The following is a 26,255-nucleotide window of genomic DNA, read 5'->3' as shown; positions in this document are numbered from 1 at the left end:
GCTTTATCCTTGTTGACTCAATGTGTTGTCTTCCCCGCCACCCAGCGCCAGCCAGAGTTTCATCGTGGAATACAGATAGTTATATTGCGTGATGACCAGCGTGTTCTGGCTGTCGAGCAAGGTGTTCTGCGCGTCGAGCAGCGTCTGATACACCACCGAACCGTGGCGATACTGGCTTTCCACCAGTGCCAGCCGCTGCTGACTTAATGCCAGATCTTGCAGCTGTCGCTGTTTTTCCTGCTGATAGGTCAGGCGCTGCGACATGGCATTGTCGATATCCTGCAACGCGCTGTACGACGCGCTGCGGAACTGAATCGCCGCGGTTTGCACATCCAGACCAGATTGTTCAACGGTCAGCCGCACTTTGTTCCATTCGATAAACGGCAGGTCGAGCGCAGATCCGAGCGTTCTGGCCGGATTGCTGAACCATTGCTGAAACACAGAAGCCCCGGCATTCAGTGACGCATTCAGCGTCAGCGACGGATAAAAGCTCAGCCGTGCGACGTCCGAACCGGCCAGCGCCGCACGCAGATTCAGTTCAGCCGACTGCACGTCCGGCCTTCTGGCGATCACTTCAAGTGGTAAACGCTGCGCCACCGGCACGCTCTGATGAATATCCAGCGACTGACGCTCCGCAGGGTATTGCCCCGGCGGGCGGCTGAGTAAAATCGCCAGTGCATTACGGTTTTCATCGCGCTGTTGATACAAATCTCGCAGGTTGTTTTCGCGGCTCAGCACCGTTTGCTGTGCCTGCAAATAATCCAGCTGACCGAGATCACCGGCTTTCCAGCGTGACGTCACCATCACCAGCGTTTCCCGGGCAATCGCCAGACTTTGCTGCAAATTACCGATCTGCTGATTCAGGCTGGCAATCTGCCAGTAAAGCTGTGAGGTAGTGCCAATGAGCGTCAGCGCGGTGGCCTGCAAATCCTGCTGCGAGGCTTTTGCCAGCCAGTCGGACTGCTCACGGGTACGCGCCAGTTTCCCCCACAAATCCAGCTCATAAGAGGCCGACAGTGAGTTTGTGTAACTTTCGACCGGCGTGGTCTCGCGGCGCATATTTTTGGTGTTGCTGGCCGATGCACTGGCGGAAAAATCAGGGGTCAGATTCAGGTCTGAGAGTCCCGCCGTCAGCAGCGCCTGCCGCAGTTTTATGCCCGCCAGCGCCAGATCGTTATTGCTTTGCAACGCGGAAACAATCAGCCGTGACAGCTGCGGGTCATCAAAGTTATCCCACCAGTGCGGGGAAAATTTCGCCACGCCTTCGCCGGTATCCTGCACGCGCCAGGTTTGCGGAACTGAGAGCATCGGCCGCTGGTATTCGCTTTTCAGCGCCTGACCACAGCCGGTCATCAGTAACGTCATCACCGCCATTGAGAGTAAATTCAGTTTGTTCATTCGCGTGCCAGCGCCTCTGTCGGATGCAAACGCGCGGCGTTACGTGCCGGGAAAAAGCCGAAGCCAAGCCCGATAAGCGCCGAGAAACCGCAGGCTAAAAGGATCGGCGGCCAGGTGAAAATCATGGTGAATTCCTGCGTAACCTGAGAAAAAATCAGCCCTGCCACGCCGGATCCGACAATGCCGATCAGACCACCGAGGGTACAAATCACCACCGCCTCAATCAGGAACTGACGCATGATGTCCGCCGGACGTGCGCCAACCGACAGACGAATGCCAATCTCGTGCGTTCTTTCTGTCACCGACACCAGCATGATGTTCATCACGCCCACACCGCCCACCAGCAGCGAAATCCCGGCAATCGCGGTGATCAGCAGCGTCATGGATTCCGATGTTTTACGGATGGTTTTCGTCAGCTGGTCGTTGGTCATGGTAAAGAAATCGCGTTTGCCATGCGCCGAATCCAGCAGTTGCTCAACGTTACGCTGGGCGACATCCGTCGGATAACCGTCGGCAATGCGCAGGGTGATGGATTGCAGCGGCGTATCCCCCGACATGCGCTCCAGTAAGGAGGTGTAAGGGATCCACGCGCCGAGCTGCTCGCCGATATACTTCGGCCCTTTTTTATCCGCCACGCCGATCACCCGGTAAGGCACGCCGGAAAGCTGGATAATTTCGCCCAGTGGATCCTGTCCGGGAAACAGCGTACTGCGCACATTCGGGTCGATAATCACTACCGGTTCGCGGTCGTCGAGATCGCGCGGCGTAAAACGGTTTCCGGCAATAAAGTTAAGCCCCTGTACGCGAAAGAATCCGTTACTGACGCCCGACAACGACACCAGCACCTGCTTACCGCCACGGATCGCCATCACAGTTTTGCTCACTACCGGCGACAGGCTGTCGATGTACGGCTGTCTGCCGAGCAAATCCACGTCTTCCAGCGTCAGGGAACGTTCAAAATCAGGACGCGGTTTATCCCAGCCCAGACCGGGCTGAATTTCGATGGTGCTGGTACCAAGCTGGCTTATCTGGCTGAGAATGCTCTGCCGTGCGCCCTCGCCCACCGCCATCGAGGACACCACCGAAGAGATGCCGATAATGATGCCGAGCATGGAAAGAAAGGCGCGGATCCGGTGTCCGAGCAGGGAACGCCACGCCATGCGCACCGCTTCTTTCAGACTCTGCCAGAGCGGCGTGCGTCCGGTGGCGGCAATGGCCGGTAATCCCTGAGATTTGCCCTGCTGCATCACCGGATTGATACGATCCGCGACAATCTCGCCGTCGTGGATTTCGACAATACGCTGACACTGTTCGGCGATACTGCGATCGTGGGTGACGATAATCAGCGTATGCCCGGCCTGATGCAGGCCATGCAAAATCGCCATCAGCTCCTGACCGCTGGTGCTGTCGAGCGCGCCGGTCGGCTCATCGGCGAGGATCACCGGCGCACCGTTCATCAGTGCCCGCGCAATACTGACACGTTGCTGTTGCCCGCCGGAAAGCTGCGCGGGCCGGTAATTCATGCGGTTGCCGAGGCCTAACCGGTTGAGCAAATGTTCCGCCCGCGCCTGACGCGCCGCCGCGGGCATGTCGGTATACAGCGCCGGAATGGTGACGTTTTCGAGGGCCGTGAGATACGGCATCAGGTGATAGCGCTGAAAAATAAAGCCCAGATACTGGCTGCGCAGTTGCGCCAGCTGTTCGCTGGTCGCCACATGCGCAGGCACATCCATAATGCGCATTTCGCCTTCCGACGGCTTATCCAGACAACCGAGAATGTTCATCAGCGTCGATTTACCTGAACCGGACGCGCCGATAATCGCCAGCATTTCCCCGGCATTGACGCGCAGGGAAATATCTTTGAGCACGGTGACGGCAGCGTTGCCCTCACCAAAACGGCGGGAGATATGCGAAAGTTCGATAACCGGAGAATTAGCCATTTGCCGTCTCCGCCTCATTTTGCATCATCACCACGTGCTCACCTTCGCGCAGCCCGTCTTTCACTTCGACAAACTGACGGTCATTGATGCCCGCACGGATCACCCGTTGTTCGGTCTTGTCGCCGTTCACCACCTGCACCTGATAACGGTCATCGCCCAGTGGCTGACCCAGCGCCATCACCGGCAGACGCAGCACATTTTTGGCCTGCTCGGTGATGATAAATACCTGCGCGGTCATTGAGGTGCGCAGCAGATGATCGGGATTCGGCACGCTGAACACGCCGTTGTAATAGACAGCAGAAGGTTGCTGAGTCTGGCTGCTGGTGCTTTCATCCTGTAAGGCGTCGTTTGGCGCGTCCTGCAAGGTGCCCATGACGCTCTGATAACGATGTTTGGGATCGGCGACCACGTAAAACCATAGCGGCTGACCAGGATGCACTTTCAGGATGTCGGTTTCTGAAATACGGGTTTGCACCGTCATGGTATCGACGTTGGCCAGCACCAGAATGGTCGGCGCGGTCTGCGAGGAGACCACGGTTTGCCCTTCTTTGGTGACGATGCCGAGCACCTGCCCGTCCACCGGTGCCAGGATCCGCGTATAGCCCAGATTGGCTTTCGCCGTTTCCAGCGCCATCTGCGCCTGCACAATCTGCGCTTCGTTGACTTTGATCTGCGCTTTCTGGGTATCGACTTTAGCCTGCGCCTGCTCGAGATTACTTTTGGTACCTGAGCCATCGCGGTCCATCTGTAACTGACGTTTCAGTTCCAGCTGATATTGCGTGAGCGTGTACAGCGACGCCTGTTTTTGCGCCACGGCACTGTCGAGTTCCGCTTCGGATTTACGCAGTTCGCTCTGTTGCAGCGTCGGATCGATTTCGGCCAGTAACTGGCCTTTGGTGACCCGGTCGCCCGCACGGACATACAGTTTCTTTAACTGACCGTTGACCTGCGCACCGACGTTGACCTGCGCGGAAGGCTTGAGGATACCGGTCGCCAGTACGGTTTTTTCGATATCCCCGCGACCTATGGCCTGTGAGACCAGCGGCGCGGCGGTGCCGGACATCATGCTGTGTACGCCGTACGCAGCCCCGGCCAGCAGGATCAACACCACAAGGATCAGCGTATAAAATGCCTTGCGGTGTCCGGCGGCGATGTGTCTGATTGAGAAACTCACGCCGGTTCTCCTTGCGGGGTGATAGCGGAAATCACAGCGCCCGTTGTCGCGGCGACACGGCCATCTCTCATTACACAGACCCGATCAAACAACGCCAGCGCGGTTTCACTGTGCGTTACGGTGATCAGGGTTTTTCCGTATTCACGGCAATGGCTGATCAGGGTTTGCATCACCTGCTGCGCCGTCTCTTCATCGAGATTGGCCGTCGGCTCATCCAGCACCATCACCGGACAATCGCTGTACATCGCACGTGCCAGCATCAGACGCTGACGTTGCCCCAGCGACAGCGCGGGATGGCTTTCGCGGATCAGCGCGTTTTGTTTGCCTGGCAGACGGTCGATCACCTCCGTCAGATTCAGCCCGCGCAGCGACTTATCGATACGCAGCTGCTTCTGCGCGTCGTGTTCACGATCAAACAGCGTGATGTTTTGCAGAACGCTGGTATTGAACAGGATGTCCTCCTGGCTTTGCAGGAAGAACAGCTTCTGTGCCTGACGGCTGCTGACCGGCTGTCCGTCGGCCAGGATTTCTCCGCCCTGAGGTTCGATAAGTCCGGTAATGACTTTCAGCAGCGTACTTTTCCCCGCGCCCGACTCACCAACAATCGCCAGCGTTTCGCCATGACGCACCGTCACCGACACGTGGTCCAGCACCGGTTTACCGGGATCGTAAGCAAACTGAAGTTCCCGGTAGCTGAGCTCCTGGCTGAAACGGACAGGCGGCAGTAAGTCGCCGGCGGCCTCTTCCCTGACCGGCGGGAACAGATCGGCGGCGCGGGTATCAATCACGTGCAGCTGGTTCTTTTGCAGCACGGAGAAGAAAATCTGCGTGATGTAAGCGGTAAAAATCTGACGGACAAAGCTGTAGGCGAAGAATTCACCCAGTGAAATCCGGTTATCTTTCAGCAACGGCAGCGCCAGCAGCATAAAGAACACCATCTCGAGGCTGCCAATCAGCTGATACAGGCTGCTTTTCACCTGCTCGTACACTTTCTGTTTCTGGCGGCAGTCAAACAGCGACAGCGCATATCCGGCGAATGCCGCCTGACGCTGGCTGTTCAGTCCGGCGGATTTGAGCGTGGCGAAACCCTGAATAGTTTCCAGCAGGAAGTCGCTTTGTTCTGCACTCTTTACCTGAACCTGCTGGGTGTAATAGCGGTCGCGGAAAATCGCCCAGACGCTGACCAGCCCCATCAGCGTGACGCCGATGGCGGAAATACCGGCCAGCAGCGGGCTGATATAGCACATCACCGCCAGCGCAATCACGCCGACGACCCAGTCCACGCGCAGGCCGTTGTCCAGCTCGATTTTTTGCGCCGCCGCCATCTGCCAGTTGGAGAAACGGCTGTAGATTTCACCGGGGCTGCGTTTCTCAAAGAAAGAGAGCGTGTTGTTCAGCAACCGGGCAAAACCGCTGACGCTTTGCATCACGACAAAACGTTTGATAAACCGCTCGGTCACGCTGCGCACAATAAACGCCAGCAGCGTCGAGACCACGAAGGCCAGCAGATAATAGAAATACGGGAATTCGGTTTTGCCGCCGGAAGAGAAAACGTTGTTGATTGCCGAACTGACCATCACCGGCATGATGAACAAGGTCAGTGACACCAGAAATGCCAGCAACATCAGCTTGTAAATGCCGGGGATCGCTGCCGTTTGTTTCAGGCTCATGCATTCGAGTGCGCGGAAACGACGCGTGCGCGGCTGTTTTTCTGCCGGTTGCGCAGTGCGCGGCGCCTCCTGATCGAGCACCACCGCGTAACCACTGATTTCAGATCTGAGCGCGGCAACCGGCAGAAGCTGTTCGCCAATCGCCGGATTCATCACGCAAACATAGCTCCCCTGACGATAGGCCAGCAGGACATAGTGACTGGCACCGTAGTGCAAAATGGCGGGTAAAGGCAGTTCTGCCAGCTCATCGAAATCAAACGCCACCGGGTACGCCGGGATCGCCAGCTCAGATAAGATGTCGCACAGGGTCGACAGCGCGGTGCCGTGAGACGATGTCGGGAAACGTTCGCGTAACACGTCCAGCGGCGCGCTGATGCCCTGAGTTTCCGCCAGCATAGAAACACAGGCCAGCGCGCATTCGTTCGTTTCTGCCTGATAAACCAGCTTAGGAATAATATTATCCATAATCGATACCTTAAAACGCCCTGTTCTTTTCAGTAATATCGCTGCGCTGTTGCGGATGGGTTTTCACTCATTAATAAAAAATAACGAATGTGAATGCCACAGCATCCAGTCGGTTGAATGTTCACGAATACTTTGTTCAATAATGCGCGGCATTTTTTCTTTTAATTCTTTTGCACTGACCGGGTCATGAATAACGATATTCAACCCCTTGTCATAATAAAGATGATAAAAAATCACCTTCGCAGACATCATTCGTGCCAGCCGGGTAATACCGCTGTGTAAACTGGCGGGACGACCAAATATCCGGCAGGATAATTTTTCAGCTTTGTCTTTACTGGCGAACTGCGTGAAATCAGGCGTGATATCCGGGAATAAAATAATATTCCGCTGGTTATCGGCTGCCTCCATGACCGACGTCATCAGATTCCCGGCAATATTTTTATTATCTTCATGTATCGAACAATAGGTCAGATCGACGCCACCCAGTTGCCGTTCCGCTGCGGAATGTGCATCCGCGCTGCGCGAGGTAATGACCGTTGCTTTACCCGGAAACGCCGCGGCACCGACCATGGTACTGAGTACGTCCGACACCATGTGTAGTGGCGCGAGGATCACCGGCTGACCGGCGCGTTGCAGCGGCTCGACCACCGCATTGAGCCGGGCCGAGCAGTCGGCCAGCTCACGTAATGCACGGCGATTCTGTCCGTAGGTCACCGCCTGAATCAGCAGCTGTCGCCGCTGGGTCAGCCAGATATAATCAAATTTCTTATTGTCATTCATCAGACACTGACGGTTAGACTGCGCAACCGCCGCCCGTAATTTCACATCGCGGCCTGTCAGCCCTAAAAAGCGTCTGACGTGGGACAAAGCAAAAATAACGCGATAATGCATGTGGCGGAATAATAAACAATGCGCCCTGTAGCCAGTAAGCCGGAGTTTATACAAAAACCACTGACATCTGACGGTGAGGTTTTTCCAAAACAGCGCGCACCACAGGGCAACGAATTTCATTATTTCTCCGGCGCCTGATCATTCTTCAAAATAGAGAGTAATTTGTCAGAGAATGAAGGGAAATCACGATCCTGAATCGCTACCCATTTTTTAGCCACAATAAAGGTCGGGGTGGCATTAATGTCGTAATACTGTGAAACGCGGGTCATATAATCGAGCAGGTCTTTGACCTCTGCCGACTGACTGACTTTATGGTATTCATCGACATTTATCTTATTCTCTGCCAGCCACGCATCTCGTTTTGCAGGATCACCCAAATCGATGTGATTTTTCATGACCGCATCATAGGCGCTCTCACGGTGGGCTTCTTCAATGCCCATCACCTGCAATGTGGCAAATACCGGTGCAAAGCGCGCCAGTCCGCCCTGATTATCCAGGCTGAAGTGCAGGCGAACCAGTTTTTTACCCGCTGGCATACGTTTTTCCAGCGCCTCAACATTCTTTTCGTTTAATGCACAGTAATGACAACCGTATGAGAAGATTTCAATAATATCTTCCCCATCCGTAATCGGACTTTTGGCTACTTTATCCGCCGACAGCGACGTCAGTACCTGTTGTCCGTCATCGCTGGTTTGGTTGCGCACAAGGTAATGGATCCAGGCTGTCGTAATCAGCGCTGAAATAACCGCGACAAAAACGGTATACGCCAGAATGGGCAGAATTCTTTTTTTCATGGGAGGCTTTTCATCCTGAAATAATAATACGCGACGCTCACCGGGGAAATATCAGGCGGGCGTTGTATATGAAATACAACGCCCTGTCAGAAAAACAGTAAAACTATTTATTCTGATTTAATAAGAAACGGATGTTTCTCAGCCTACGTTACCGCAGTTGATGATTGCTGCAGCGGTGAAGGTTTTAGTCACAACACCATTTTTGTCAGTACAAGTTTTCACTGCATTACAAACAGTTGCATCACCCACCAGGTTTAATTCAAAGCTGTTTACGCAAGTCGTGGTACCGCCAACAATTGCGCTTGCTTCATTCATGTTGATCTTTTTCATCTGTGATATCCTTATTTAGTTAGAATTAATATAACAATAGTCTGGAGATATTATTCACTGACCTGTTTCCAGTGATTCCCCGCACAGAGAAAACATGATTAAAACATGTCCCCCTGCACTCCGAAATAATCCCCTTGAATAAAAACATTCAGGATTTCATTATCGGATGCGGCGCATTGTAACGGCGGTTTTTTAATTGGGCAATACACCTGAAATGACATAAAGCGAGCAAACTCAACCGTTCGGTTACACAGGTCACAGGAGTTTTCTGATATAAAATTAAGATAAAGCGCACCGGATAAATTCAGCCGTGCCCGATGCCAGATCTGCCTGATTTATGATGCAGGATATTTCTCAGATAATATTAAGAATAGCGGATCCTGAGACGGCAAAATTTTTTAAAAATAATTTGAGGGAAACGTTATGCAAAGCATTTGCGGGGACACAGGGAGGAAAAACGCAGGAAAGGGAGCCAACATCCCATCCGCTCCCTGTCACAGAAAACGGATGGGCACAACACGTTCTTCATCAGAAACCTAATGAATCCAGCAGATCATCAACCTGTTCTTGCGAGGCCACCACGCCGACACCGTTAGCGTCGAGTTGCGGGCCGTTCAGCAGGCTGTCAGTTTCGCGTTTCTGCTTAACCTGTTGTTCTGGAATATTTTCCATCAGCACCATCAACAGCTGATTTTCAATTTCCTGAACCACGGTCATCATGCGTTTGATTACCTGACCGGTCAGATCCTGGAAGTCCTGCGCCATCATGATTTCCATCAGCTGAGCATTGGTAAAGCTGGTGTGCTCAGGGATCTCTTTCAGGTAGCTGCGGGTGTCTGTCACCAGCTCGCGTGCATCCGATAATTCAATCGGATTCTCAAACCATTCATCCCAGCGCTTATCGAGTTTCTTCGCGGCAGATTCAAGTTTGTTCTGACGAGGTTGCGCGGCTTCCACACAGTTCAGGGCGCGCTCGGCGGCCTGTGCTGTCATGGTGACCACATAATCGAGACGATCGCGTGCATCCGGGATCGCTTCAGCTGCCTGAGCAATGGCCTGATCCAGGCCAAGTTCACGCATACTGTCACGCAACATACGGGTCAGTTGCCCAATGCGGGCGATGATATCGCCCGCGGTTGCTGCATCATTTGCAGGCATTGGTATCTCTGCCATAGGTGTGCTCCTACATGCCCAGTTTTTCGAATATTTTGCCCAGCTTTTCTTCCAGCGTGGCGGCGGTAAATGGTTTCACGACATAACCACTGGCACCGGCCTGCGCGGCGGCAACGATGTTTTCTTTCTTCGCTTCTGCCGTCACCATCAGCACCGGCAATTTAGCCAGCGCGCCATCTGCACGGATGGTTTTGAGCAGATCCAGACCGTCCATGTTTGGCATGTTCCAGTCGGATACCACGAAGTCAAAACCGCCAGCACGCAGTTTGTTCAGCGCATCAACGCCGTCTTCCGCTTCTTCAACGTTGTTGAAGCCCAGCTCTTTCAGCAGGTTACGCACGATACGACGCATGGTAGAGAAGTCGTCTACTACCAGGAATCTCAGATTTGGATCGGCCATGTTTTATCTACTCCTAAGGTTTGCTACCCAGCACAAGGCTGAAAAATTAAATACGTAATGCCTGACCGGCTGATATTTGTGCCAGCATCCGCTGACTGATTTGGCTGAGATCCACCACTTCGTTTACGCCGCCGGTGGCGATAGCCTCGCGAGGCATACCGAAAACCACACAGCTGGCTTCGTTTTGTGCAAGGGTATAAGCCCCCGCGCGGTGCATCTCGAGCATGCCGGCAGCGCCGTCATTGCCCATTCCCGTCAGGATCACCCCGACGGCATTGCGTCCGGCGAACTGCGCCACCGAACGGAATAACACGTCAACCGACGGACGATGGCGGTTCACTGCCGGACCGTCGTTCAACTTAACCTGATAGTTGGCGCCACTGCGCGCCAGTTCCATATGCCGGTCGCCCGGCGCAATATACGCGTGACCCGGCAAAACGCGTTCGCCGTCCTCGGCCTCTTTCACAGTGATCTGACACAGCTTGTTCAGACGTTCCGCAAACGAGCGGGTAAAACCCGGTGGCATATGTTGTGTAATCATCAGTGCCGGACAGGTCGGCGGCAGCGGTTGTAGCACGTGGCGGATAGCCTCGGTGCCACCGGTCGATGACCCGATCGCAATCAGCTTTTCACTGCTCAGCAGCGGCGTATGGCTGAGAATGCGCGGCTGTTCGGTATTGACGCTTTTATTCAGACGCGCTTTTGACGCGGTACGAATTTTGTCGGCAATCATTTCGCTGTAAGCCAGCATGCCTTCGCGGATCCCTAGCTGCGGCTTGGTGACGAAATCAATCGCCCCCAGTTCCAGCGCACGCAGGGTGATTTCCGAACCTTTACCGGTCAGCGACGACACCATGACCACCGGCATCGGGCGCAGGCGCATCAGCTTTTCCAGAAAATCCAGTCCGTCCATACGCGGCATTTCAACATCCAGCGTCAGTACGTCAGGGTTGAATTTTTTGATGAGATCACGCGCCACCAGCGGATCCGGCGCAGTCGCCACCATTTCCATATCCGGATGGCTGTTAATGATTTCAGTCATCAGCTGACGCATTAACGCCGAATCATCGACGCTCAACACTCTGATTTTATTCATTACCTCTCCTTGGCGAGGCCGTAGACGGTCTGACCGCGCAAATAAAATTCCCGGCTGATTTGGCTGAAGTTCTCGGAGTGTCCCGCAAACATCAGACCGCCCGGTTTAAGTAACGGAACAAACCGGCGTAAAATTTTCTCCTGTGTTTCTTTATCGAAATAAATCATCACATTACGGCAGAAAATCGCATCAAAAGGACCGTTAAGCTGCCACTGGTTCGCCAGCAAATTCAGTTGCTGGAAAGCCACCATCTGCGCCAGCTCGGGACGCACACGCACCAGGCCGCTGTGAGGGCCGGTGCCTTTGAGGAAAAATTTCTGTAACTGCTGCGGGCTGAGCGTGCGCAACTCTTCCAGCCGGTAAACGCCCGCCGTAGCTTTTTCCAGCACCTGCGTATCAATGTCACTGGCCTGAATACGGCAGCTCGCCATGCGCGGACCCAGCGCTTCACTGAGCGTCATGGCGATGGAATACGGCTCTTCACCTGTCGACGCCGCCGTGCTCCACACACTGTAATTATTCGGGCGGGATCGGGCATGCTCCGCCAGGATCGGGAAGTGGTGTGCTTCACGGAAAAACGCCGTCAGGTTGGTGGTCAGTGCGTTAATAAACGCCTGCCATTCCGGGCTGTTGCTGTCGTTTTCCAGCAACGCCATATAACTGCCAAAGTCGTTCAGCCCGAGGATACGCAACCGCCGGACCAGGCGGTTGTAGACCATTTCGCGTTTATGGTCTGCCAGTACAATTCCTGCACGTTGATAGATAAGTTCACTTATCCGGCGAAAATGGGTATCTGACAGCGGTAAACGCTGGATCATCTGTGCCATGATCGACGTGTTATCAGCACTCATTGGCGAGCCTGGTTGATTCATGGTGCAGCTCCATTAAAGGGACAGGTGGTGTAACGGGTACCCAATTCACTCTTCATCCGCTGACTGTTCATCCGCGACTTTTCATCAGATGGCCTTATCAGAAGGTTTCCCAGTTATCCGCAGAACCTGCTCGCGCGGGCGCCGCAATTAACGCGGGTTGCGCCACCTGACGTGGTGTAAAGCCCTGCGCCGGACTGTTGTGGCGCGGCTGAGCACTCCCGGCGGAGGCAAGACGGAACACCGAGACCGCGCGGGTCAGGTTTTCAGACTCCGCTTCCAGCGTATGCGTGGAAGAAGCAGCCTGCTGAACCAGCGTGGCGTTCTGCTGCGTCACCTGATCCATCTGCGTGACGGCTATAGAAACCTGTTCGATGCCGCGACTTTGCTCGTCTGAGGCTGAGGCGATTTCGCCCATGATGTCGGTCACACGGGTCACGGCACGAACGATGTCATCCATGGTGTTACCGGCGGATTCCACCAGCACGGAACCCTGGCTGACGCGACTGACAGATTCATCAATCAGCGCTTTGATTTCTTTCGCGGCCTGTGCGCTGCGTTGTGCGAGGCTGCGCACTTCACCGGCTACCACCGCAAATCCGCGCCCCTGCTCACCGGCACGGGCGGCTTCAACGGCGGCGTTCAGCGCCAGAATGTTGGTCTGGAACGCAATGCCATCAATCACGCTGGTAATGGCACTGATTTTTTTCGAACTGCCCGCGATGTCATTCATGGTCTTCACCACATTGCCGGTCAGTTCGCCGCCTTTTTCTGCGGTATTTGATGCATCACGCGCCAGCTGTGTCGCCTGACGGGCGTTCTCAGCGTTCTGCTTCACGGTGGCGGTCAGCTGTTCCATGCTGGCGGCGGTTTCTTCCAGCGCAGAGGCTTGTTGTTCGGTACGCGAAGACAAATCGGTATTGCCCGCCGCGATGCCTTTCAGGCCAGCGAACATGGTGTCAGCGCCGTGGCGCACAGTACGCACCGTTTCTGCCAGCGAGGTCTGCATCTGTTGCAGGCTTTCGAGCATCACTTTGATTTCGTAGCGCCCTTCCGCCACGATCGGCGCAGAAATATCGCCGGAACCGATACGGTCAAAATGGGCACGCATGGTGGTCAGCGGACGGAACAGGATCCGGCGGGTAACGACCAGCGCCAGGGCGGTCAGCGCCAGCAACAACAGTGTGATCACCGTGGTGTTGATCATCACGCTCTGATAAGACGCCGCAGTCTGGGTCTGTGCCTGCTGGAAACGGCCACTGACATAGGCGACATAATTACCAACTTCCTGCTGGAACTGATCCTGATATTTTTGCGTCGGACTGGCGAGAAACGCCTCCATGTCACCGCGCGATAACGAATCAATCAGCACCTGCAACATGCCGTGCAGTGCTTCGTAGCTGGCTTTGTTAACGGTGGTCAGCTCGGAAGCCTTTTCGGTTCTGCGTGGCAGCGCCAGGAAAGCAGCGTAAGAATCCTCAGCACTTTTCAGGCTGTTTTTCGCGTCAACCATCAGTTGCGTCACGGTTTCCTGAGGCTGTTTCAGCGCCAGACGCGTGGCCGCGCGGTTCAGTGTGTTGCGGGTTTGCAGCAGATATGACCAGCTCTGGTTCAGCGCGTCACGCTGCTCAGCAGTATTCGATATCTGCTCAAAATTCATTTTATCCGTGTGGGCGGCATAAAGTGATAAGCCACTGCTCACCAGTTGCATCACAAAAAATACTATCAATAACAAAAACATGCAGGTGGACACACGGATGTGCTTAAACATGGATAACCTCGTTAGGTGTCAGCCCTGACCGGCACCTTATTTCTTAATACCCTTGTTATTCAGGTCTGCAGAGTCGTTGGCTGCGCTGAGTCCCCGAATCACTTACTGAAGTAAGCTCATCGGGATTTCCTCGTTTGCCGCCTTTCTGCAAACCTGACTATTTTGGGTAGCGATGTTGACGTACGTGCTTAGAAGGTTTCCCAGTTCTCAGTTAAATCTGTACTTTGTGCTCCACCTTTTCCGGCTTTAGAACCTGAAAGGTTCGGAGTCAACAGAGGCAGCCTTGCCGAAGAGGCCGGGTTCTGGCGCACGTTGTTATTTGTGGTCTGACTCAGCGTAAACACCGCCACAGATTGCGTCAGCAGGCTGGCCTGCTCTTCCAGTGCCGCCGAAGCGGAAGCGGATTCTTCAACCAGTGAGGCGTTCTGCTGCGTCACCCGATCCATTTCAGTAATAGCTTGTGCGACCTGCTCGATCCCGCGGCTCTGTTCATCAGATGCCGAGGTGATTTCGCCCATAATGTCAGTCACACGTGTGACGGCATTCACCATGTCATTCATGGTTTCGCCGGCACTTTCTGCCAGTACTGAACCGGTATTAATGCGGCTGACAGAATCGTCAATCAGCCCTTTAATTTCTTTTGCTGCCTGCGCGCTGCGTTGCGCCAGGGTACGCACTTCACCTGCCACAACCGCAAATCCACGTCCCTGCTCACCTGCACGGGCGGCTTCAACCGCGGCGTTCAGCGCCAGAATGTTGGTCTGGAAGGCAATTCCGTCGATCACACCGGTGATGTCGGTGATTTTCTTCGAGCTGCTGGCGATGTCATTCATGGTATCAACCACGTTTGCCACCACTTTGCCGCCCTTCTGCGCGGTTTCTGACGCGCTCAGTGCCAGCTGGCTGGCCTGACGGGCGTTTTCGGCGTTCTGTTTCACGGTCGCGGTCAGCTGTTCCATGCTGGCGGCAGTTTCTTCCAGCGCCGATGCCTGTTCTTCGGTACGGGAAGATAAATCACTGTTACCCGCCGAAATTTCGCTGGCGCCGCTGTAAATAGCATCAGCACCGTGACGTACACCGGTAACCGTGCGGATCAGTTCGTCCTGCATGTACCTGAGACTATCGGCAAGCTGGCCGATTTCATTACGGCTTTTCACGACTATTTCATGCGTGAGATCACCGGTGGCAATTTTGCGGATGGTTTCAACGATATTTTTCAGAGGATGGATCAGGATCCGCTGCACGCCGGTCCAGGCCAGAATGATGAAGACCAGCAAGACAATCAGGACAGAACCGAGCATCCACATCGCGTGTTTGAAGGAGTTTTCACTCACTTTCACCGCGTCGTTGTACAGGTGATCGTTCTGGTCGATATAGGTCACGAACGCTTTTTCGAAGTTGTCCTGATATTGCTGTGTAGGCTGTTCGAAGAAGTCGTTAATGCGGCCCAGACCAATCAGCTCGATCAGCTCAGAAAGCGCATCATGCAGAACCTGATACTGCTTTTTGGCATCGGCGGCGAACTGCGGATTCTGGCTGGCATCCACCGGGATTTTTTGATAGTTGGCGAAATGCTGATCGGCAATTTGCAGATCTTTCGTCGCCGTATCAACCAGCTCTTTCACCGTGGCACCGCTGCCCATCTGGTTAGCGTCGAGCATGAAACGGATACCCGCCCGGTTGAGCGTGTTACGGGTCTGCAGCAGATAAATCCAGCTGGCGTTGAATTCTGCCTGCTGTAAGCGGATCTGCTGAGACGTGGTGAAGTTGTCTTTGTCTGTCTTCAACGATTTAAAGAACAGGCCACCGGATACCAACTGTAAAGCACCGAAGACCACCAGTAAGATCACGATCCCCGTGACCACTTTCATACGGTTAAACATGTTGTTCCTTTTTGAATTGAATTTATCTTTAATAGTTATCGGCAGAAAGTGAGGGAACTTTATGTGATGAGGATCGGATTTTTTCGGGGAGACGCGAAAGGTCAGGCAACAGTGGCGACAAAACTCTTCAACAGCGCGATGCGTTGAGCGTCAGGGTTCACCAGCAGATCGTTATGGATGGTCAGCACAACACCCTTGAGTAATTCGGTGGTGTTGTCGATTTGGGACAAATTTTTAAGCTTTTCGATATCATTGCCGATTTCACGCCCTTTCAGCGAAAGACGCTTATTCGCCAGACCGGTCGCCAGTTCGGACGTCAGCATAGTCACCAGACGCATTGCGCCTTGCGGACTGGAAGCCAGATGATGGATATAATATTTAAGCAATAACGGCACGAAATCAGGGGTTGCCCCCAATTCCGCACTCGCCATATTCAGCAGATCAATCATGTGCGCAGGCACACGGCTTTCCACGGCTTTGCGTTGTATCTGCAACTGCTTTTTGATAGCTGGCACAGACTGATAAGGGATCACCGCGACGTTGCCGCAGGTTTTACACACGCCCGCGATGATATTTTTCACCATACCGCTGCCGTCATCGAACGGTACATCGCGCAGCTGATAACTCACCGTACGGAAAGCCTCACAGACGTTACACACCGCCTTTTTCTCGTCTCCGACTTTATAAATAATCATATTATTCCTTAATGATGAACGCTGATAAAAACACTGGCAGGCTCTGTAAAGTACCACTTGATGTACCAGGGTACTCCGGCACTACTGACAGTGATGATATGGACATCAATACTGCTGTCAAAATGGTAGGGACGAATCTGATAATTATCTCCAGATGCCCTGCCGATTAAGGCAGCCACTTCATAGGGCGAGATGTCGCCCGTACTCAACAAATTCTTAAGCTGAATCCCGCGTCGTGCCTCAAACTCAATATTTCCATTCTTTAAACATTCGATCACCTTCCATTTGATCTCTCTGAAACTCATGTGGCCTCAATGTACGCCAGTTGTCGTACTTAATCAAATTATCATTTGGCTTCCCGTTTTTTTCGTTAAGCCCCGTCCCGCAGGGCTATAACGCCATAAGCAGTAAAATGATGCGCAGGAAAAATAATTATTTTTCAGGCAAATGGAAGAGGTTACGCAGAACAGCGCGAGACATTCTGCAACGCTGATTTTTAAAGTCAGTACGGCTCGCACGTTACCGTTTTACGCCGACCCTTATCGTTGAAGAGGAAATAACTCATCAGCGCCAGGATCCACACACCCGCCGCGCCATAGATCAGAATGACGGCAAAGCCATCCGTCAGCGCCTGAGCAATCTGCGCAGTTTGTAATCCTTCAACCACCGATCCGCCTGCAATACGTTCTGCCAGCGAAGACAACTCTCCCGCTGCCGGCATAACTTTTTTAAGGCTGGCGGCAATTCCTGCCACCAGCAGACTCCCCATCAGGGCAATGTTGACAGCCAGCGTGATCAGCCGCGCGCTGATATCAATACCCGACGCCATTCCCGCACGGTTTGCCGCGACGGAACCGGTGGTGGTGTTCGTGACCGGCGTATTGGTCAGCCCGAGCGCCATGCCTGCCAGCAGTGCGCCCGGCAATAAACTCAGATGATGAACGACGGCGATGAGCATCAGGATAAAGCCCGCGCCGATAGTGAATAACCCGAACGGGATAATGCGGGACGCGCCATAACGTGCGGTCAGTTTTTCACCGACCGGTGGCATCAGCAACGTGGGCAACGTGTAGGCCAGCAATGCCAGACCGGTCGTGACGCTGTCATAACCCAGTCCGCTCTGGTAATACACCGGCAGATAAATCATCAGTGGCCAGAAGCTGAAATTCATGCCCACCGAGCCCATCAGCGCACCGGAAAATGCGCGGACGCGGAATACAGAGAAATCAAACATCGGATGCGGATGACGTTTTTCAATCCAGATAAACATCGCCGCACTGAGGGCGGTCACCAGCAGAACGGCACGCGCGATGACGCTGCCCCAGCCCAGGCTGCTGCCCTGAGTAATGAGAAACGTTGCGCCCATGACCGTGACCGATAACGTGATTAATCCGCAGAGATCCAATTTTTTAGCCTGTCCGTCACGGGATTCCACCACGTTTTTCAGCGCCAGAATCAGGGTCAATATGGCGATAAAAACATGAACCAGAAACACCCAGCGCCAGTTAAACCACGCGACCAGTATGCCGCCGATGATCGGCCCAAATCCCAGGCCGAAACCAAACGTAATCCCCCATGCGGCAAACGCCTGACTGCGCGCTTTTCCTTGCGGAAATTGCGAAGACAATATCGCAATCAGACACGTCAGCATTGCGCCACCGCTCAGCCCCTGTGCGAAACGCGCGGCGATAAGCCATTGCGAACTTGTGGCAAGACCACACATCAGCGAAGTCAGCCCGAAGGCGATAATACTGATAATAAAAACCCGTTTCCGGCCATAGCGGTCCGCCAGCGTACCGGTCGCCATCAGCACCGTGGTACAGGCCAGCGTGTAGGCGTTCATGATCCACTGAAGTTCGCGGAAGCTGGCATGCAGTTCCTGTTCAAGTACCGGTGATAAAACGGGAACGCTGGAAATCTCCAGCCCGGACATCAGTGCAGCAAGGCAGACGGCCATCAGCGCCAGTGTGTTCTTCATGCTTAAATCCTGCGATGAGTTAAAGACACACAGCATGAAAGATTGGCGGCACAGTAGAAATCAGCCCGTATGCCATGTATCGTCAAGATTATGCCAACCTGATGGTTTTCCCTGTGTGCAAAACGCTGGTCTGCCCCTGATGTCTTCCCCGCGCAATCCTGCTCCGCGAAACCGGCGGCTGGTGCTGCTGGCCTATGAATGTCTGTGTACCTTCGAATTCGGCACTGCCGTCGAAGCCTTTGGCCGCGCCGATGAACTCACCGGCGAGCCGTTGTACGACTTAGCCGTCGCATCGGTCGAGGAAGGGACGTTCGGCGCACAAGGCGGCGTGCGGCTGGTGGTCGATGGCGGGCTGGAACTGCTGGAAGATGCCGGAACGATTGTGATCCCCGGCTGGCGAAGCATCCACGAACCGGCCTCTGACCGGCTGATTGCCGCGCTGCAAAAAGCGCACAGCAACGGCACACGGATTGTATCGATTTGCGCGGGGAGTTTCGTGCTTGGCGCTGCCGGTTTGCTAGACGGCAAACGCGCCACTGCGCACTGGAACAGCACCGATGTTCTGGCACAAAGATTCCCGAAAGTGCAGGTTGAGCACGGCATGATTTATGTCGATGAAGGCAGCATCATTACCTCTGCCGGTGGTGCAGCGGGCGTCGATTTGTGTCTGCATCTGATCCGCCGCGATTACGGCATTGAAGTGGCGAATCGCACGGCACGCCGGATGGTGACACCGCCGCTGCGTGAAGGAAATCAGGCACAGCTGATCCAGCAACCGGTTCCGCGGTATCCGGCAAAAACGCTCGCCCCGTTGCTTGATGATTTACGCAGCCATCTCAATACGCCCATGGTGATTGATCAGCTTGCTGCACAAGCCGGAATGAGCCGCCGCACCTTCCTGCGTCGTTTCCATGATGCAACCGGCACCACGCCCGGCGAATGGATGCTGAGCGTGCGGCTGGAAAAAGCCTGCGCCCTGCTGGAAAACGGCACGCTGAGTATTGACCGCGTCGCCGAACAGGCCGGTTTTGGATCGCCGGAAACGTTGCGGCATCATTTCCGCCAGCGGCTGGGGACGACACCAACACAATGGCGGAAGGGGTTTGTTGAGCGGGATTTGGTGGGGTGAGTTTTGCGTTCAAAGGCTGGCTTTACGGCAGTGAACTACTAAAAGCCGCTTCAGCGGCATAAAGCGAATTTCTAAGCTGCCTATGCGGCAGTGAACAGTTAGGTTTTCAGGTTTACGCATTGAACTGTAAAAGATTATCTCTGTTTAGGCAGAAACACCCTCATTTTTATTGGTGATTCGGAGATTTAAAATCAATGCGTTAGAGATAGCGTAAAAAAGAGGGTTGCCTACAGGTAACTAAGTTTGCTGGCGTAATTGACGATTATTTACTTATCTGTTCGATGTACTAACTTTCTGAAAAATAATAAGTTGAAGGTTAAAACACAATTATTTTCTATTTAAAAAGCTAGTGTGCTGTTTCACCCAATTGAGGACTAATGAAATGGCGATTCCAGCTTATTTGTGGTTACAAGACGACGGCGGCGCACTTATTAAGGGTTCAGTTGACGTCAATGGTCGTGAACACTCAATCGAAGTCACATCTTTTAGCCACAACGTCAACATTCCTACTGATGGAAATACAGGAAAACTCACGGGCACGCGTATTCATGGTGCGCTCATTTTTGAAAAGGACTTTGATAGTTCTTCACCGTATCTGTTTAAAGCAGTGGCGACAGGACAAACATTACAGTCTGCTGAGTTTAAGTGGTACACCATCAATGACGCAGGTCAGGAAGTTGAATATTACAATATGTCGCTTGAGGGAGTAAAAATTGTCTCAGTGACACCCATGATGCATGACACTAAAACTGCAATCAACGTAGGCCATAAAGAACAAATCCAGATGAGATACGACAAAATTACCTGGCATTTCATTGATGGAAACATTCAATACAGTGACGCATGGAATGAACGTGTAACAGGATAAGTAAAGTATGGACACGACAGAACAAGCTAATGGCTATTATTTCAGTGGATTGTCAAACTTATCACCAGGTGAATTATTTTTTTGGGTTTTTCTTGATGAAACGGGAAAACAAATCGGGGTGGCAGATTTAGCAAACCTTGCTTTGATCATGCTCGGTCAACCAATGAAGGCAACGCGTGCTAAACCGCTCAACGCGACACCGGGGACGTCTATACTTAGCTATCATCTGCGGCAGTGGCTCAATATTGAAGTCAAACAATGGCGTACCTTGACAAATGGTAGCATCCGACGCTTAAAATTTTCCTATGTTTCAAACTTGGGGGCATTTGTTGGTCGGTGGATACCCTTTGTTGGATGGGTAATATTAGCTGACGATGTGGTTACCATCGCCTATAAAGCGACGAACCGCTACAACACGATTGCCAATGAGAAAGACCGCCTATGGTAAGCAATGAGGACATCATTGACTGGTACAATGAACGCTTTAATCAGCCCGGTTTCTTTTCTAAAAAACGCTGGCCTGTCACTATTAATACAAGTCTTTCTACCGGCGATTATGTGTGGGCGTGTGAAACAGGTGACGACATCATGAAAGAGTATTTTGATAAATTCAAAGTAGATCCCGCTAACTTTGATTTCGAGAAATACTGGCCAGCAGAAGCATCAGGATTTTCAATCTTTGCATTTTGTTCATGTGGCGGTGATTACGAAGAACCTATCCCTTTAACTCTTCAAATGCTTGCTGATTCCGCACGAGCGGGTAAATGGCTTTTTGACTGACTCAAATCTTTAAAGCCGTCTTCGGACGGTTTTAAACGTACGGTTATTTTTAGCTGCCTATGCGGCAGTGAACTGGACGCTGCTACCACGGTTTATGTGATGCGTTTTCTAAGCTGCCTATGCGGCAGTGAACCGAAATGACGTCATCGTGAAGCTTCACAATGCTTTCTAAGCTGCCTATGCGGCAGTGAACCCCTGTCTTCCCATAACTGAATATGGGCTTGCTTTCTAAGCTGCCTATGCGGCAGTGAACCCCTGTCTTCCCATAACTGAATATGGGCTTGCTTTCTAAGCTGCCTATGCGGCAGTGAACGAAGCGCTGACGCGTGAAATCCTTCAGCTCATTTTCTAAGCTGCCTATGCGGCAGTGAACGGCGGGGTCTGCGACGGCGGGCGCGGGTTTCTTTTCTAAGCTGCCTATGCGGCAGTGAACCAGAACCGGCTACAATCCGATAACCAATTTCATTTCTAAGCTGCCTATGCGGCAGTGAACGGCTGTTTCTGCAAATTGCATTAATTCAGCCATTTCTAAGCTGCCTATGCGGCAGTGAACTGTTAGGTTTTCAGGTTTACGCATTGAACTGTAAAAGATTATCTCTGTTTAGGCAGAAATACCCTCTTTTTCCTCAAGCTTTTACGCACTATTAAAATCAATGAGTTAGAAACAGCCCCAAAAAGAGGGTTATTTCTGAGATGCCATTAATACCCCATCCCGGCCTTCCCCTTCGCAGGGGAAGGAGCAAGACAGATCTCCCTTTAGCATCTGATTTTGCAAGATAATCAGAACGAAGGTTTTATTCGTCCTGGACTGGCGTGATCAAAAATCTTGCTGAACGGAGCGGCCTGAAGACCGGAGGCTTCAGGACCGAGAGAAGGCACCGCAACGCGGCAAGATTTTGCGCCACACACAGGAGCCGAGAAACATGTCCGTCGTGCCTGCGGCAGCGCGCAGTGAAAAGAGCGTGGAGTCCAGAGGCCCGCGCGACTGCGGGTCTCTGGGCCAGTGTGGGCGGCGAGCCCACGACCTTGACCTTAAGAGCTTGCCCTCAAAACCACGGCACGGTCGCCACCGCACTCAACCCGTATGCTCCAAACACCCCTTCAACAGGTTCTGTTAACAACGCCCCACGCCGGATAAACAATCTGAATGCTTCACCGGTCGAGAGGCTTTTCACGTGAATAAACGGCAGTGAAGTGATTTGCGATTTGCTGTCGGGGATACGCTCAAGGGCTTCCTCTTCGCTTAACCAGCCTCTTTTCACAGACCGGCGGCGCAGTCTTTCCGCACTGCTTTTCACCTGCACGCGACTAAAGCAGCAATGTTGCGCATTCGCCGGGACATCGCGAATTTCGCTGATAGCCACATGGTCATTCAGCCCCTTCATCCATAAGGTCTGGCCGAAGACCGTCAGTATCGCAGCCGTGCTGTGCAGCCGGATGATGTCGCCCGGTTTCTGCCCGTAATGCGGAAAACTGATGCCAATTTTACCCGCAGCATGTTTCCCCAGAGCGCGATGCAATTTGGCAAACAGCGCCGCCATCAGCAGATCGCTGCCAAATTCCGGATCGGGCAGGACGCGGATTTCCTGATAACTCTCCATGCTCGCCCCTTACTCGCCTTTCTCGCCGAAGACGCCGCCACGGATCAGCGTCGCCATCACGTAATGCTGTTGCTCTGTGTCTGGCTTTTTATCTTTCGTCACCCAGTTATCCAGCAGGGTGTAAAAATCCATTTTTTGCTTCGGCTGGCGATAGGCTTTGCCTTTGCTGGTTACAGAGCCATAAGGTTCGACGGCAATCGGGCCGAGTTCAAGTTCTGCCGCATCGGGATACCAGTCATCGATTGTGCGCAGCGCATTGCCGATTTTCTGTGAATGCAGCGCCGCAATGCCGCCCGCCTGATAGAGGATTTTGCTTTTCTTGCTTTCACGGCTTGAGTCTAAAACCAGTTCCTGTGAAGGGAATACTTCCTGACCTTCCCCTAAACGGACGAAAGCCTCGACGGTCAGCAACACAGATTCTTTGCCACTCAGCCCCTGATCAATCACTGCGGCCAGTTCAGCCAGATTGCCGGTGGGCTGACTGAACTGGCGCAGATTGTATCCGTCCGCCTCAAATTCCCAGCGCTGATTATTGTGCGTGACATGAACGGCAATGCCTTCCGCGCCGATACGGTTGCGCCAGAGAAAACGCCCGTTCGCCAGATTTTCCGCATAACGTGCGGACAGCGTTCCAAAGCCCTGTTCAGTGCGATAACCATCAATCACGGCGGTCAGCGCAGCCTGATAATCCTGATCGTTACACACCGACGGCGACGACAGATTGCCCAGCACGCGCAGGGTAAAGCGCAGCTTCAGGGTATCTGCATCGAACGGCAGCGCCGCGACATCAACACGTTGCAGGTTAGGTTTCTGGATTTCAGCATCCAGTTTGGTGGGATCAGTGGAAGCGGCATTTTTCATACGGTTGGAAATGGTGCCACGCACGGCTTTTTCCTGAATTTCGATCGGTTGCCATTTTCCGGCGTCGTTTGAATCCTTCCAGTTACCGGCAAACATTTGTGCATCTGAGTTTGCCAGTTTGCGTTCAAAGGCCAGGACTGACGCGGTTTTTACGGTGGTTTTGGTCATTGTGCTTTCCTTGTTTCAATGATTAGAAATCGGAGTGATCTTGTTCAGTTAAGTCGGCTTCCTGCAACGGTTTAGCGTGGCTGCAGATGTAGTGTTCAGTGCTGGCGGGGTAACGCCAGATAAGCTGATGAATATCGGTGACACGGTGCGGACTGCGCCATTCGCCGACGCCATAAGCAGCTTCGACAAAGCGGAACGGCGTTGAGGGATCACGGGTTTTTGCCACGTAGCCGGGCGCATATAGTGGCGAAATCGGGGTGAATCCCACCATCAGCGGCACCAGATAACCTTTCGCGGGTTTCGGCTGGTATTGCCATTGCACAGAGTCATCCTCCTGCTGTTCGGCACGGTAAGTCATCGTTGCGAAATCCAGCCACGCGTCGATCATTTCCGACTGCGGATCCTGCGCCTGGCATTCGGTAAAGTGCTGCGCCAGAAGTTCTGAGCGGTCAACCAGCGCGAAACCCGGCAATGCGCGATACATTTCACGACGGGTGATGTTTTGTAATTCATCGCCATTCTGCGGCAGCGTCATTACCCGTACCGGTTTCATGGAGGTCACCGTACCGCCCGCCAGCCGCTGAGCAACACACAACGTGTGCAGATGTTGTTCCAGTTCCCTGGCTCCTGTGTCGCCATACGCAATGCTCCCTTCACACTCAACAAACAGCGTAACGGTCATGTGCATCCGCCCTTCTTCATTGAAAGGCGCGGTTTTCGCCTCTCTGGTCAGCGGAATTCGCGTCAGCGCAAAGTAATGGTCACCCCGTTCGCTGGCCTGATAGGCCTGAACCTGATGCTTATGACACACCACGCCGCAGCCGGTGAATCGCAGACCGTGGCTTTGCTGAACCTGCCGCGAAAGCGCATGGGTAAATCCCAGAAAATGCGTGATCGCCGGAAAACCGTAGGTTAGACCAGAAATCGCATTGGCGTTTTCGACCTGAATATGAGGCAGAACAATCAGATAACTCATTGCCAGTTCTCCTGCTGAGCGGCATCAAATTCCCGCAGACGCCTGCGCATTAGCACCGACCATTCGCGGAATTCAACGGCACCAACATTGAGCTTTTCGTCCTGCTTCAGACGGGTATTCAGCCAGTGGGCAAAATCCTCCGCAATCTCACTGATCCACTCGCCGCCTTCACGCCGGAGTTTAAAATCAGGGTCGGTGCGCTGACGTAACGGATCGAGCCAGAGCTGGTGCGCCGCTTTCAGAACGCAGTCTTCCTGCTGGCTCCAGCCCTGAAGAACTGTCAGTGACTGAATCTCAGCGGCATAGCTGAAGATCATGCCGATCAGTTCATCCACGTATTCGGCGCGCTGCTGGCGGATTTCCATTGTGTTATCGCGTTCATACACCGTGTGCAGATAACGACGCAGATCAGAGACGACACGGGTGACTTTGGGGGAAACCGCCGTCAGAAAGGTTTTATGCGAGACAGGTGGCTTAAGGGATTGCTGCCACTGCGGCGGCGCGCAGCGCAAAAGATGATTTTTACCGCCCCGCGCACTGTTCAGGTAGGAGATATTTTGCGGCTTGGTGCCCCCCATATTTTGCACCGCGAGATCAGGAAAATACTGGACAGCTTCGGAATGCCAGTGCCCTTCACGTCGCGCTTTGCGGGCAGCCACCGAGGCTTCGCTGTAACGTGCATGGCTGATGCGCTGATACAAATCATGCGCCAGCGAAGAGGAATACAGCGGACTGAGGAGATGGTATTCGCCCGCGTCGGAAACGGGGAAATAAAGCTGTTTAGCGAGCTGATGCGTCGAGAGCGTTTTATCCGACAGCGCCTGCATAAACCCGCTGACCCATTGCTCTGCCTGCATCTCATTTTCAGCTAACGCCGCCAGTGCCGAAAAGTCACCGCGTTTGAGGCTGGCAAGCAGAGAATCACCTTCTTGTTCCGTTTGCAGCAATTTCGCGACATCCAGCGCGGCGGAATTCCCGACGGCATCCACCGCGGGTGAAGGCAACGTTGCTGTTGTCAGATACGCCGTTTCATCGCTTTTTACCGTGCTGAAAATGCTGCTGCCCTTCGCATCGCCATGAAAGTATTTCACTGCATGCGTGACCAGACTGATTTGCCCCGCACGCGCGGCGGCATCAGTCAGCCAGGTACGAACTTCATATTTCTTTTCCAGCTCACGACGTTGTTCAAAAAGCTGTTGCTCAAGCCCGGCTTTCTCTTCCGCGCTGGCAGCGGAAAGTTGTTTGTCAGCGGCTTTATTGAAGGTTTCCAGTTTGAGCTGACAGCGGTCGTGAATGTAACCGGTAATAAACTGACTTAATCCATGTGTTTCCATGTTCTCTCCTT

General features: G+C 53.3%; 24 protein-coding genes and 1 CRISPR repeat array. Of the genes, 4 read left to right on the top strand and 20 right to left on the bottom strand.

The window, feature by feature from the left end; genetic code table 11:
- Window positions 1–3 precede the first annotated feature (3 nt).
- The 16 genes from EC840_RS02700 to EC840_RS02625 all read right to left on the bottom strand — a co-directional run bounded on the left by EC840_RS02700 (window position 4) and on the right by EC840_RS02625 (window position 18,527).
- Window positions 4–1,398 carry a TolC family protein gene (locus tag EC840_RS02700; protein ID WP_132963924.1) on the bottom strand — a complete coding sequence of 465 codons (1,395 nt, stop codon included), beginning with the start codon at window positions 1,396–1,398 and terminating at the stop codon, window positions 4–6.
- Complete coding sequence (locus EC840_RS02695) at window positions 1,395–3,338, bottom strand: MacB family efflux pump subunit (protein WP_132963923.1); 1,944 nt, start codon at window positions 3,336–3,338, stop codon at window positions 1,395–1,397. The genes EC840_RS02700 and EC840_RS02695 overlap by 4 nt, the downstream gene beginning before the upstream one ends.
- Window positions 3,331–4,437, bottom strand: coding sequence for an efflux RND transporter periplasmic adaptor subunit (locus EC840_RS02690; protein ID WP_232829986.1), 1,107 nt, complete (start codon window positions 4,435–4,437; stop codon window positions 3,331–3,333). The genes EC840_RS02695 and EC840_RS02690 overlap by 8 nt, the downstream gene beginning before the upstream one ends.
- A 71-nt stretch (window positions 4,438–4,508) precedes the next feature.
- Window positions 4,509–6,647, bottom strand: coding sequence for an ATP-binding cassette domain-containing protein (locus EC840_RS02685; protein WP_132963922.1), 2,139 nt, complete (start codon window positions 6,645–6,647; stop codon window positions 4,509–4,511).
- A 63-nt stretch (window positions 6,648–6,710) separates the two neighbouring features.
- The gene (locus EC840_RS02680; RefSeq protein ID WP_132963921.1) at window positions 6,711–7,658 is read right to left on the bottom strand and encodes an ABC transporter; all 948 of its coding nucleotides are present in this window, start codon (window positions 7,656–7,658) and stop codon (window positions 6,711–6,713) included.
- Entirely contained in the window at window positions 7,658–8,332 is a 675-nt protein-coding gene (locus EC840_RS02675; protein WP_132963920.1) for a DsbA family protein, read from the bottom strand. The genes EC840_RS02680 and EC840_RS02675 overlap by 1 nt, the downstream gene beginning before the upstream one ends.
- Before the next feature lie 138 nt (window positions 8,333–8,470).
- The gene (locus tag EC840_RS02670) at window positions 8,471–8,662 is read right to left on the bottom strand and encodes a DUF4762 family protein (RefSeq protein ID WP_095922324.1); all 192 of its coding nucleotides are present in this window, start codon (window positions 8,660–8,662) and stop codon (window positions 8,471–8,473) included.
- Between the two features lie 528 nt (window positions 8,663–9,190).
- Entirely contained in the window at window positions 9,191–9,835 is a 645-nt protein-coding gene (gene cheZ / locus EC840_RS02665) for a protein phosphatase CheZ (RefSeq protein ID WP_112291593.1), read from the bottom strand.
- Window positions 9,836–9,845: 10 nt separating this feature from the next.
- Window positions 9,846–10,235, bottom strand: a complete 390-nt coding sequence (cheY, locus tag EC840_RS02660; RefSeq protein ID WP_104922338.1) for a chemotaxis response regulator CheY — start codon at window positions 10,233–10,235, stop codon at window positions 9,846–9,848.
- 46 nt (window positions 10,236–10,281) lie between these two features.
- Window positions 10,282–11,331, bottom strand: a complete 1,050-nt coding sequence (locus EC840_RS02655) for a chemotaxis response regulator protein-glutamate methylesterase (RefSeq protein ID WP_120131073.1) — start codon at window positions 11,329–11,331, stop codon at window positions 10,282–10,284.
- Window positions 11,331–12,203 (bottom strand): protein-glutamate O-methyltransferase CheR, encoded by an 873-nt coding sequence (gene cheR, locus EC840_RS02650; RefSeq protein ID WP_101078653.1) that lies wholly within the window; start codon window positions 12,201–12,203, stop codon window positions 11,331–11,333. The genes EC840_RS02655 and cheR overlap by 1 nt, the downstream gene beginning before the upstream one ends.
- A gap of 97 nt (window positions 12,204–12,300) precedes the next feature.
- Window positions 12,301–13,971 carry a methyl-accepting chemotaxis protein gene (locus EC840_RS02645; protein WP_132963919.1) on the bottom strand — a complete coding sequence of 557 codons (1,671 nt, stop codon included), beginning with the start codon at window positions 13,969–13,971 and terminating at the stop codon, window positions 12,301–12,303.
- Between the two features lie 188 nt (window positions 13,972–14,159).
- The gene (locus EC840_RS02640; protein WP_129638691.1) at window positions 14,160–15,854 is read right to left on the bottom strand and encodes a methyl-accepting chemotaxis protein; all 1,695 of its coding nucleotides are present in this window, start codon (window positions 15,852–15,854) and stop codon (window positions 14,160–14,162) included.
- A gap of 101 nt (window positions 15,855–15,955) precedes the next feature.
- The gene (locus EC840_RS02635) at window positions 15,956–16,549 is read right to left on the bottom strand and encodes a hypothetical protein (RefSeq protein ID WP_132963918.1); all 594 of its coding nucleotides are present in this window, start codon (window positions 16,547–16,549) and stop codon (window positions 15,956–15,958) included.
- An 8-nt stretch (window positions 16,550–16,557) separates the two neighbouring features.
- Window positions 16,558–16,854: a hypothetical protein gene (locus tag EC840_RS02630; RefSeq protein ID WP_112291603.1), complete on the bottom strand. Its 297-nt coding sequence runs from the start codon at window positions 16,852–16,854 to the stop codon at window positions 16,558–16,560.
- 197 nt (window positions 16,855–17,051) lie between these two features.
- Window positions 17,052–18,527: an MFS transporter gene (locus tag EC840_RS02625; protein WP_132963917.1), complete on the bottom strand. Its 1,476-nt coding sequence runs from the start codon at window positions 18,525–18,527 to the stop codon at window positions 17,052–17,054.
- A gap of 115 nt (window positions 18,528–18,642) precedes the next feature.
- Between EC840_RS02625 and EC840_RS02620 the strand changes: the two genes are divergently transcribed.
- The 4 genes from EC840_RS02620 (at window position 18,643) to EC840_RS02605 (ending at window position 21,304) form a co-directional block, all read left to right on the top strand.
- A complete protein-coding gene (locus tag EC840_RS02620) occupies window positions 18,643–19,656 on the top strand; it encodes a helix-turn-helix domain-containing protein (protein ID WP_132963916.1) in 1,014 nt (337 codons plus the stop codon).
- Between the two features lie 382 nt (window positions 19,657–20,038).
- On the top strand, window positions 20,039–20,524 hold the full coding sequence (gene tssD / locus EC840_RS02615) for a type VI secretion system tube protein TssD (RefSeq protein WP_132963915.1): 486 nt from the start codon (window positions 20,039–20,041) through the stop codon (window positions 20,522–20,524).
- A gap of 7 nt (window positions 20,525–20,531) precedes the next feature.
- A complete protein-coding gene (locus EC840_RS02610; RefSeq protein ID WP_132963914.1) occupies window positions 20,532–20,972 on the top strand; it encodes an STM2901 family protein in 441 nt (146 codons plus the stop codon).
- Entirely contained in the window at window positions 20,966–21,304 is a 339-nt protein-coding gene (locus EC840_RS02605) for a DUF1493 family protein (RefSeq protein ID WP_132963913.1), read from the top strand. The genes EC840_RS02610 and EC840_RS02605 overlap by 7 nt, the downstream gene beginning before the upstream one ends.
- 45 nt (window positions 21,305–21,349) lie before the next feature.
- A CRISPR array of direct repeats spans window positions 21,350–21,857; the repeat unit is 28 nt; unit sequence TTTCTAAGCTGCCTATGCGGCAGTGAAC.
- Between the two features lie 493 nt (window positions 21,858–22,350).
- On the opposite strand, the gene cas6f is transcribed toward EC840_RS02605, so the two are convergent.
- Genes cas6f through csy1 form a run of 4 tightly spaced genes read right to left on the bottom strand, consistent with a single transcriptional unit; the run spans window position 22,351 to window position 26,244 of the window.
- Window positions 22,351–22,905 (bottom strand): type I-F CRISPR-associated endoribonuclease Cas6/Csy4, encoded by a 555-nt coding sequence (cas6f, locus tag EC840_RS02600; RefSeq protein ID WP_132963912.1) that lies wholly within the window; start codon window positions 22,903–22,905, stop codon window positions 22,351–22,353.
- A 9-nt stretch (window positions 22,906–22,914) separates the two neighbouring features.
- A complete protein-coding gene (gene csy3, locus EC840_RS02595; RefSeq protein WP_132963911.1) occupies window positions 22,915–23,934 on the bottom strand; it encodes a type I-F CRISPR-associated protein Csy3 in 1,020 nt (339 codons plus the stop codon).
- Between the two features lie 22 nt (window positions 23,935–23,956).
- Window positions 23,957–24,910 (bottom strand): type I-F CRISPR-associated protein Csy2, encoded by a 954-nt coding sequence (gene csy2 / locus EC840_RS02590; RefSeq protein WP_132963910.1) that lies wholly within the window; start codon window positions 24,908–24,910, stop codon window positions 23,957–23,959.
- On the bottom strand, window positions 24,907–26,244 hold the full coding sequence (gene csy1, locus EC840_RS02585) for a type I-F CRISPR-associated protein Csy1 (RefSeq protein WP_132963909.1): 1,338 nt from the start codon (window positions 26,242–26,244) through the stop codon (window positions 24,907–24,909). Before csy1 ends, csy2 begins: the two co-directional genes overlap by 4 nt.
- Between the last annotated feature and the right edge of the window lie 11 nt (window positions 26,245–26,255).

The sequence above is a fragment of the Rahnella sp. JUb53 genome (assembly GCF_004346065.1).
Taxonomy (GTDB): domain Bacteria; phylum Pseudomonadota; class Gammaproteobacteria; order Enterobacterales; family Enterobacteriaceae; genus Rahnella; species Rahnella variigena.
Note: the sequence above shows the minus strand (reverse complement) of the source record. Positions and strands in the feature narration are given on the sequence as shown.

Bases quoted from the DNA above. Each gene is read 5' to 3' on its own strand.
- EC840_RS02610 (WP_132963914.1), top strand. From the start codon at position 20,532: ATGGACACGACAGAACAAGCTAATGGCTATTATTTCAGTGGATTGTCA.
- EC840_RS02675 (WP_132963920.1), bottom strand. From the start codon at position 8,332: ATGAAAAAAAGAATTCTGCCCATTCTGGCGTATACCGTTTTTGTCGCG.
- EC840_RS02635 (WP_132963918.1), bottom strand. From the start codon at position 16,549: ATGATTATTTATAAAGTCGGAGACGAGAAAAAGGCGGTGTGTAACGTC.
- cheZ (WP_112291593.1), bottom strand. From the start codon at position 9,835: ATGGCAGAGATACCAATGCCTGCAAATGATGCAGCAACCGCGGGCGAT.
- EC840_RS02670 (WP_095922324.1), bottom strand. From the start codon at position 8,662: ATGAAAAAGATCAACATGAATGAAGCAAGCGCAATTGTTGGCGGTACC.
- cheR (WP_101078653.1), bottom strand. From the start codon at position 12,203: ATGAATCAACCAGGCTCGCCAATGAGTGCTGATAACACGTCGATCATG.
- tssD (WP_132963915.1), top strand. From the start codon at position 20,039: ATGGCGATTCCAGCTTATTTGTGGTTACAAGACGACGGCGGCGCACTT.
- EC840_RS02625 (WP_132963917.1), bottom strand. From the start codon at position 18,527: ATGAAGAACACACTGGCGCTGATGGCCGTCTGCCTTGCTGCACTGATG.
- EC840_RS02605 (WP_132963913.1), top strand. From the start codon at position 20,966: ATGGTAAGCAATGAGGACATCATTGACTGGTACAATGAACGCTTTAAT.
- EC840_RS02645 (WP_132963919.1), bottom strand. From the start codon at position 13,971: ATGTTTAAGCACATCCGTGTGTCCACCTGCATGTTTTTGTTATTGATA.
- csy1 (WP_132963909.1), bottom strand. From the start codon at position 26,244: ATGGAAACACATGGATTAAGTCAGTTTATTACCGGTTACATTCACGAC.
- EC840_RS02640 (WP_129638691.1), bottom strand. From the start codon at position 15,854: ATGTTTAACCGTATGAAAGTGGTCACGGGGATCGTGATCTTACTGGTG.
- EC840_RS02695 (WP_132963923.1), bottom strand. From the start codon at position 3,338: ATGGCTAATTCTCCGGTTATCGAACTTTCGCATATCTCCCGCCGTTTT.
- EC840_RS02700 (WP_132963924.1), bottom strand. From the start codon at position 1,398: ATGAACAAACTGAATTTACTCTCAATGGCGGTGATGACGTTACTGATG.
- EC840_RS02680 (WP_132963921.1), bottom strand. From the start codon at position 7,658: ATGAAATTCGTTGCCCTGTGGTGCGCGCTGTTTTGGAAAAACCTCACC.
- EC840_RS02685 (WP_132963922.1), bottom strand. From the start codon at position 6,647: ATGGATAATATTATTCCTAAGCTGGTTTATCAGGCAGAAACGAACGAA.
- cas6f (WP_132963912.1), bottom strand. From the start codon at position 22,905: ATGGAGAGTTATCAGGAAATCCGCGTCCTGCCCGATCCGGAATTTGGC.
- EC840_RS02630 (WP_112291603.1), bottom strand. From the start codon at position 16,854: ATGAGTTTCAGAGAGATCAAATGGAAGGTGATCGAATGTTTAAAGAAT.
- cheY (WP_104922338.1), bottom strand. From the start codon at position 10,235: ATGGCCGATCCAAATCTGAGATTCCTGGTAGTAGACGACTTCTCTACC.
- csy2 (WP_132963910.1), bottom strand. From the start codon at position 24,910: ATGAGTTATCTGATTGTTCTGCCTCATATTCAGGTCGAAAACGCCAAT.
- csy3 (WP_132963911.1), bottom strand. From the start codon at position 23,934: ATGACCAAAACCACCGTAAAAACCGCGTCAGTCCTGGCCTTTGAACGC.
- EC840_RS02655 (WP_120131073.1), bottom strand. From the start codon at position 11,331: ATGAATAAAATCAGAGTGTTGAGCGTCGATGATTCGGCGTTAATGCGT.